Origin of the sequence: Amycolatopsis sp. NPDC051758, from assembly GCF_044453095.1 — a bacterium.
GTDB lineage: Bacteria > Actinomycetota > Actinomycetes > Mycobacteriales > Pseudonocardiaceae > Amycolatopsis.
Genome location: NZ_JBITCJ010000002.1, coordinates 540,501 through 549,238, shown reverse-complemented (window position 1 = coordinate 549,238; position 8,738 = coordinate 540,501). Strand labels below are relative to the sequence as shown.

The window sequence follows — 8,738 nt, the reverse complement described above, 5'->3', positions numbered from 1 at the left end:
CCCTCGGGAGCCGTGACCCATGCCTTCGGAAGAGCAGTACGTCGACTACCTCAAGCGGATGGCGGCCGACCTGCGCGAGAGCCGCCGCGAGCTGGCGGACGCGCGGGAGAAGGAGACCGAGCCCATCGCGATCGTCGCGATGAGCTGCCGCTTCCCCGGCGGCGTCCGGACCCCGGACCAGCTGTGGGACGTGGTCGCCGGCGGTGTCGACGCCATCTCGCCGTTCCCCGCCGACCGCGGCTGGGACACCGATGCCATCCACGACCTCGACGCGTCGAAGCCGGGCACCAGCTACGTCCGCGAGGGCGGCTTCCTGCACGACGCGGCCGAGTTCGACCACGAGCTGTTCGGCATCTCGCCGCGCGAGGCGGAGGCGACCGACCCCCAGCAGCGGCTGCTGCTGGAGACGGCGTGGGAGGCGGTGGAGCGGGCCGGCATCAGCCCGGCGTCGCTCAAGGGCAGCGCCACCGGCGTGTTCGCCGGGGTCGGCTTCACCGACTACGCCTCGCGGCTGACCGCGCTGCCCGAGGAGCACGAGGGGTACCTCGGCATCGGCACCTCCGGGTCCGTCGTGTCCGGCCGGGTGTCCTACGCGCTCGGCCTCGAAGGCCCGTCGGTGTCGATCGACACGGCGTGCTCGTCGTCGCTGGTCGCGGTGCACCTCGCTGCCCGCGCGCTGCGGTCGGGGGAGTGCACCCTCGCCCTGGCCGGTGGGGTCACGGTGATGGCGACTCCGGGCGCGTTTGTCGAGTTCTCGCGCCAGCGCGGGCTCGCCCCGGACGGCCGGTGCAAGCCGTTCGCGGCCGCGGCCGACGGCACGAACTGGGCCGAGGGCGCGGGCATGCTCGTGCTGGAACGGCTTTCCGACGCGCGCCGCCACGGCCACCCGGTGCTGGCGCTGGTCCGCGGCAGCGCGGTCAACTCCGACGGCGCGTCCAGCGGCCTCACCGCGCCGAACGGGCCGTCGCAGCAGCGGGTGATCCGGTCCGCGCTGGCGAACGCCGGACTGGCGGCTTCGGACGTCGACGTCGTCGAGGCGCACGGCACCGGCACCGCGCTGGGTGACCCGATCGAAGCGCAGGCGCTGCTGGCCACCTACGGCCGTGACCGCGAGACGCCGCTCTGGCTCGGCTCGGTCAAGTCCAACATCGGCCACACCCAGGCGGCGGCGGGCCTGGCCGGGATCGTCAAGCTGGTCGAGGCGATGCGCCACGGCGTGCTGCCGGCGACCCTGCACGTCGACGCGCCCTCGCCGCACGTCGACTGGTCCGCCGGTTCCGTCGAGCTGCTGGACGAGGCCCGGCCGTGGCCCGCGGACCGGCCGCGGCGGGCCGGTGTGTCGTCGTTCGGGATCAGCGGCACCAACGCGCACGTGATCCTTGAGCAGCCCGCCGACGAGCCCTCGGCGCCGCGGGAAGTCGTCGCGCCGCCGGTGGTTCCCTATGTGCTTTCGGGTGCGTCGCCGGCCGCGGTGAAGGCGCAGGCGGCCGCGCTGCTGTCCACTGTGGACGAGTCCGGCGCGGAGCCGGTCGACGTCGCGCTCTCGCTCGCCACCACCCGCGCGGCGCTGGACCACCGCGCGGTGGTCACCGGCGCCAACCGCGGCGAACTGGCCTCGGGCCTGCGGGCGCTGGCCGCGGGCGACGCGGGCGCGGTCACCGGCAGCGACACCGGCGGCCGCCTGGCGGTGCTCTTCACCGGCCAGGGCGCGCAGCGGCTCGGCATGGGCCGCCGGCTCCACGAGTGCTTCCCGGTGTTCGCCGAAGCCTTCGACGAGGTCTGTGCCCACCTGCCCGGCGTCCGCGACGTCGTGTTCGGCACCGACGCCGCCCGCCTCGACCGCACGGAGTTCGCGCAGCCCGCGCTGTTCGCGTTCGAGGTTGCGCTGTACCGGCTCGTGACGTCCTGGGGTGTCACGCCCGACTTCCTGGCCGGGCACTCGATCGGCGAGCTGGCCGCCGCGCACGTCGCCGGGGTGCTTTCCCTGGCGGATGCGGCAAAAATCGTCGAAGCGCGTGGCCGGCTCATGCAGGCGCTGCCCGAGGGCGGCGCGATGCTCGCCCTCGAAGCGACCGAGGACGAGGTCCGTCCGCACCTCTCGGACAACGTCGCCCTGGCCGCGGTCAACGGCCCTCGTGCAGTGGTGCTGTCCGGCGCCGAGGCCGCGACCCTGGCCGTTGCCGAGCAGTTCCCCGGCCGTCGTTCGACCCGGCTTTCGGTCTCCCACGCGTTCCACTCGGCGCTGATGGAGCCGATGCTCGCCGAGTTCACCGCGGTGGCCCGGACCCTGACCTTCCACGAGCCCACGATCCCGGTCGTCTCGACGCTGACCGGCGAGCTTGCCGACCGGCTCACCGATCCGGCCTACTGGGCCGAGCACGTCCGCGGCACCGTCCGGTTCGCCGACGCCGTCAAGACCCTGCACGCCCAGGGCGCAACGACGTTCCTCGAGGCCGGTCCGGACGCGGCCCTCACCCCGATGGGCCGCTCGGTCCTGCCCGATGAGATCTTCGCCGCGGCCCAGCGCAAGGACCGCGACCAGGCCGCCACGCTGGTGAGCGCGCTCGGCCTGCTGCACGCCCACGGCGCCCGTGTCGACTGGGCCGCCTACCTCGACGGCAGCGGCGCGCGTCGCGTCCCGCTGCCGACGTACCCGTTCCAGCGCAAGCGTTTCTGGCTGGAGGACCCGGGTGCCGGCACGGTGGCCGCCGAGGACAGCCGGTTCTGGTCGGTTGTCGAAACCGGGGACGTCGGCGAGTTCGCCGCCGAGCTGAAGCTGTCCGACGTCGACGCGCCGCTCGGCACGGTCCTGCCCGCCCTGACGCGCTATCGCCGCGCCCGGTCCCTCGCGGCCGAGGCGGACGCGCTGGCCTACCACGTCCGCTGGCAGCCGTTCACACCCGCGACGACCACCGCCACCGGCCGCTGGCTGCTCGTCACGTCCACTCAGGACACCTGGGTCGGCACGGCTCTCGAAGCGCTGGCGGGCGCCGACGTCCAGCGCCTGGTTGTCGACCGTCCCGATCAGGTGTCCCTGCCCGAGGAGTCGTTCGACGGCATCCTGTCCCTGCTCGCCCTCGACGAGACCGAGACCGACGGCCTGTCCTTCGGCGCCGAAGCCACGATGTCCCTCGTCCGCGAGCTGGCCGCGCGTGACCCGCAGGGTCCACTGTGGACGCTGACTCGTGGCGCCGTCTCGACCGGCCCGCACGACGCGCCGGACGCGCCCGCCCAGGCCCAGCTGTGGGGCTTCGGCCGGGCCGCGGCGCTGGAGAACCCGCAGGCCTGGGGCGGTCTGGTGGACGTCCCGGCCGAGCCGGGGGAGCGGACCGTCACCCTGCTGCGCGGGGTGCTCACCGGCCCGCGGGGTGAGGACCAGGTCGCGATCCGCGCCACCGGTGCCTTCGGCCGCCGCCTCGCCCACGCCGAACCCGCCGAGCCGGCACGTTCGTGGCAGCCGCGGGGCACCGTGCTCGTCACCGGGGGCACCGGTGGCCTGGGCGGCATCGTCGCCCGCTGGCTCGTCGAACACGGCGCCGACCACGTTGTCCTGGTGTCCCGTCAGGGCGCGGACGCCCCCGGCGCCGCGGAACTGGCCGGCGACCGCGTGACGATCGCCGCTTGCGACGTCGCCGACCGGGACGCCCTGGCCGCGGTGGTCGAGCCGATCCGCGACGACCTGCGTGCGGTGTTCCACCTGGCCGGGGTCCTCGAACTCGGCCTCATCGAGACGATGGACCGCACGCGCTACGCCGACGTCCTGCGCCCGAAGGTCGCCGGGACGCGCAACCTCGAAGAGCTGACCGCGGGCCTTGACCTGGACGCCTTTGTGCTGTTCTCGTCGATCGCCGCGTCCATCGGCAACGCCGTCCAGAGTGCTTACGGCGCCGCGAACGCGCACCTCGAAGCCGTCGCCCAGCGGCGCCGGGCCCAGGGCCTGCCCGCGACGTCGATCGCGTGGGGCCGCTGGGGCCGCGTCGGCATGGGCGTCGGCGAGGACCTCGACGAGCTGCTGAGCGGCCTCGGGGTGCCGGCCATGGCGCCGGAGACCGGGCTCGTCGCGCTGGGCCACGCGCTGGACCGCAACGAGACCGCGCTGACCGTCGCCGAGCTGACCTGGGAGAAGTTCGCGCCGCCGTTCGCCGCGCTGCGCCCCAGCCCGCTGCTGGCCGACCTGCCCGAGGTGGTCGCGATCGCCGAGGCGGAAGCCGCCCGCGCCGAGGAAGGCGCGGAGGCCGCACAGGCATGGCGGACCCGGCTCGCCGGGCTGCCGGAGGCCGAACGCGAGCGCGTCGTCACCGAACTGGTGCTGACCCACACCGCGGCCGTGCTCGGGCACACCGACGGTGTTCCGGCCGGGCAGCAGTTCACCAAGCTGGGCATCGACTCCCTGACCGCGATCGAGCTGCGCGGCCGGATCAACACCGAGACCGGCCTCGCGCTGCCGCCGACGATGGTGTTCGACCACGCCACCCCGGCCGCCCTCGCCGCGCACCTGCTGGCTTCGCTGGCACCCGGCGCTTCGGACGACCGGCCCGCGGTGACCGGCGCGCCCGCCGCAGCCGGGCAGGACGTCGCCGTGGTCGGCCTGTCCTGCCGGTTCGCCGGCGGCAGTGACACCCCCGAGCAGTTCTGGACGAACCTCGTCGAGGGCCGCGACCTCGTGCGTGAGGTGCCGCCGGACCGCTGGACCGCCGCCGACTACTACGACCCGGACCGCACCGCGCCGGGCAAGGCCTACACCCAGCAGGGTGCGTTCGTCGGCGACATCGCCGGGTGGGACGCCGGGTTCTTCGGCCTGTCACCCCAAGAGGCGCGCCGGCTCGACCCGACGTTCCGGCTGCTGATGGAGCTGGTCTGGGAGGGCATCGAGGACGCCGGGCTCACCGCCGACGAGCTGCGCGGCAGCCGCACCGGGGTGTTCGCCGGGCTGATCGACACCATGCAGTACAGCATGCGGCAGCTGGAAGCCGACGGCATCGACGCCGCCGACGACCCGTACTTCGGGCTCGGCAGCTCGCTTTCGGCCGCCGCGGGCCGGATCGCGCACCTGCTCGACCTGCGCGGGCCGTGCCTGACCGTGGACACCGCCTGCTCGTCGGCGCTGAGCGCGGCGCACCTCGCGGTGCAGAGCCTGCGCCGCGGCGAGTGCGACATCGCGATCGTCGGCGCCGCCTCGGCCATGATCAACCCGGACGTGTTCATCCAGTCCTGCAAGATGAGCATGCTCGCCGCCGACGGCCGCACGAAGACCTTCGACGAGACCGCCGACGGCTACGTCATCGGCGAAGGCGGCGGGGTTGTTGTGCTTCGCCGCGCGGGCGAGATCGGCCCGGCCGGCCGCGCGCGGGCCGTCATCCGCGGCACCTCGACCAACCAGGACGGCCGCAGCAACGGCCTCACCGCGCCCAACCGCGCCGCGCAGAACGCGGTCATCCGCGCCGCACTGGCCGACGCCGGCGTCACACCGGACGAGATCGGGTTCGTCGAGGCGCACGGCTCGGGAACCCAGCTCGGTGACGCGATCGAGTTCACCGCGCTCAAGGAGATCTTCGGCGAGCGCTCGGCGCCCGAGCCGCTCTACGTCGGCGCGGTGAAGTCGAACGTCGGCCACACCCTCGCCGCGGCGGGGATGGCCGGGCTGATCAAGACGGTGCTGTCGCTGGAACACGGCACACTGCCGGGCAATCTGCACATGAGCACACCGAACTCGGTGGTCACCGTGGACGGCCCGGTCCGCCCGGTGCCCGGCGTGCGCCCGTTCCCGGCGAACGGTGACGGGGTGCTGCGCGCGGGGGTCAGCTCCTTCGGCTGGTCCGGGTCGAACGTCCACTTCGTCCTCGACGCCGCCGCGCCCGCCCCGGTGTCGGTGCCCGGTCCCGAGTGGCAGCTGCTCACGGTGTCCGGCCACGGTGAAGCGGGGCTCCGGGCGAATGCCGAGGCTTTGGCCGACCACCTGACCGAGTCCGTCGAGCTGGCGGACGTCGCCTTCACGACGCAAGCGGGCCGCAGCGCGTTGCCGCTGCGGAAGGCGGTGCTGGTGCGTGACCACGCCGATGCGGTCACGGCGTTGCGTGCGGTCACCGGCGGCTCGGCGGTCACGGACCGGCGGCGCTTCGGCCTGCTGCTGCCGGGGACGAGCCACGCTTGGGAAGGCGCCACGGACGAGCTTCATCGCACCGAACCCGCGTTCCGCGCCGCGATCGACGAGTGTGCGGCACTGCTCGAAGGCCGGGTGGACCTGCTGGGCACGCCTGCCGACGAGCGGGCCGTCGTCTTCGCCGTCGAGTACGCCTTCACCCGGCTGCTTGCCGCGTGGGGCCTCGAACCCGCCGTCATCCTCGGCCGCGGCACCGGTGAGCACGTCGCCGCCGTTGCGGGCGGGCTCTTCAGCCTCACCGAAGGCCTCGAACTGGCCCTGGGCGGACCCGTCCCGGCCGCGCAGGCGCCCAAGATCCCGGTGATCTCCCCGCGTACCGGCGAACTCCTCACCGCGGCCGAAGCCGCCGACCCGGCCCACTGGAAGATCGCCGGGGACCGGTTCGAAGACGGCCTCCTGGCCCTCGCGAAGTACGCCGCGGTCCTGGTCGAAGCCGGCCTCGGCGAAGACGGCGCCGAAGCCGCGGGCCGCTACCTCCCGCAGACGCCCGTCGTTTCGCTGCAGCCGGTGCCCGGTGAAGGCCGACGTGCCTGGCTGGCCGCGCTCGGCGCGCTGTGGGAGCACGGCGTCCCGATCACCTGGGCCGGCGCGGACCGGAAGTTCGTCCCGCTGCCCGCCTACCGCTTCCAGCGCACCCGCTACTGGCCCGAGGTCGCCTCCCGCGGCACCGGCTGGTCGCTGACCCAGATGACCGCCCCGCAGCAGTCCGAGACCCCGGTCAAGACGGGCCTGACCGCGCACACCCCGACATGGCGCCGCGACAGCACCCGCCGGACCCCCGCGACACCGGGCGACCTCGTTCTTTTCGGCGCGTTCGACGGCTTCGCGGAAACGGCGGAAGCAGCCGGACATCGGGTGACCGTCGCGGACATCGCACCGTCCGATGTGGACGGTTACCGGCGAGTCCTGGCGGCGGTGAGCGGCGACGGGCCGCTGCGGATCGTGCACGCCCACGGCCTCACCGACAGCGGGCGCGAGTCCGGCTTCTACAGCCTCATGTGGCTCGGCCAGGCGATCGGCGCCGAGTGTGCTGGCCGCCGGGTCGACCTGCTCACCCTGGGCCGCGGCGGCTTCGACGTCCTCGGCGGGGACGCCACCGACCCCTTCGCCCCGACGATCGCCGCGATGACCGACGCCATCGCCGCCGAATACCCCCTGGTCCACACGCAGTACGCGGACCTCGACGGTGACGCGCCCGCCCAGGCGAGCCACGAGCTGGACCTGCTGGCCGCGTCCACGGTGGACACCGTGGACGGGGTCGCGGTCGCCGCCTGGCGCCACGGCCGGCGCTGGCTGCGCGACTTCGACGTCACCGAGCTGCCCGAGGTCGACGACGCGCAGGCGTGGAAACCCGGCGGCACCTACCTCATCACCGGCGGCCTCGGCGTGCTCGGCCTCGCACTGGCCCGGCGGCTCGCGCCGCTCGGCGTCAACCTCGCCCTCGCCGGCCGCACCGCGCTGCCCCCCGAGGAGATCTGGGACGACTGGATCCGCGACAACGGCGTCGACGACCGCACGAGCACGATCCTGCTGGCGGTGCGCGACCTGCGTGCCCTCGGCGCGGACGTGCTGACCGTGCAGGCCGACGTCAGCGTCCCCGGCGAGGCCGCGGCGCTGCTGGCCGAGGTCCGCGGGTACTTCGGCGGCCTGGACGGCGTCGTGCACGCCGCGGGCATCGCCGGCGGTGGCCTGCTGCAGAACAAGACCCGCGAGCAGGCGGCCGCGGTGCTCGCGCCGAAGATCGACGGCACCCTCGCCCTGGCCGAAGCGCTGCGTGTCGACCCGGTCGAGCTGCTGGTGCTGTACTCCTCGACGGTCACCCTCACCGTCGGCGTCGGCGAGACGGACTACTCCGCGGCCAACGCCTTCCTCGACGGCTTCGCGGCCGTCGAAGCGGCCTCCGGCAAGGCCGCCGAGCGGGTCGTGTCGGTGGCCTGGGGCCCGTGGCAGCTCGACGCGTGGACGTCGGCCGGGCTGTCCGGCTCGGCGGAGGCCCAGGAAGGCTCCCGCCGGTTCCGCGAGGAGTTCGGCATCGGCGCCGAAGAAGGCACCGAACTGCTGTCGCGGATCGTCGCCTCGGGGGAGTCGCAGGTGACGGTCCTGCCGCTGCCGCTGACCGACGTGCTCGCCGCCCTGGCGCAGCTGGGCTCGGTCGACGCGCTTGTCGGCGCCGACACCGCGGTCCCGTCCGGCGAGCGCTACCCGCGCCCCGACCTGCGCACCGCCATGGTCGCCCCACGCACCCCGGCCGAAGAGCGCGTCGCGGCCGCGTGGTGCGACTGCCTGGGACTGGAAGAAGTCGGGGTGCACGACCCGTTCTTCGACCTCGGCGGCACGTCGCTGATCGGCCTGGTGCTGATCGGCCGGGTCGCCAAGGAGTTCGGCGTCGAGCTGGCCCCGGCGAGCCTGTTCGAGAAACCCACCATCGCGGAGTTCGTCACCCTGCTCGGCGAACCGGGCGCGCCCACCGCAGCGCCTGCCGAACCCGCCGAAGACGTCTCCGCCCGCGGCGAACGCCGCCGCGCCCGCGCCGCGAACCTCCGCAAGCGCCCGAGCCGGACCGGAAGGTGAACCACCC

At 74.3% G+C, this 8,738-nt stretch carries 1 protein-coding gene; it reads left to right on the top strand.

Going from position 1 to position 8,738, the window contains the following annotated elements:
• Positions 1 to 19 precede the first annotated feature (19 nt).
• Complete coding sequence (locus tag ACIA5G_RS11810; protein WP_395922622.1) at positions 20 to 8,731, top strand: type I polyketide synthase; 8,712 nt, start codon at positions 20 to 22, stop codon at positions 8,729 to 8,731.
• The last annotated feature ends 7 nt before the right edge of the window (positions 8,732 to 8,738 follow it).

Coding starts and splice junctions, on each gene's coding strand:
- ACIA5G_RS11810 (WP_395922622.1), top strand. CDS start 20: ATGCCTTCGGAAGAGCAGTACGTCGACTACCTCAAGCGGATGGCGGCC.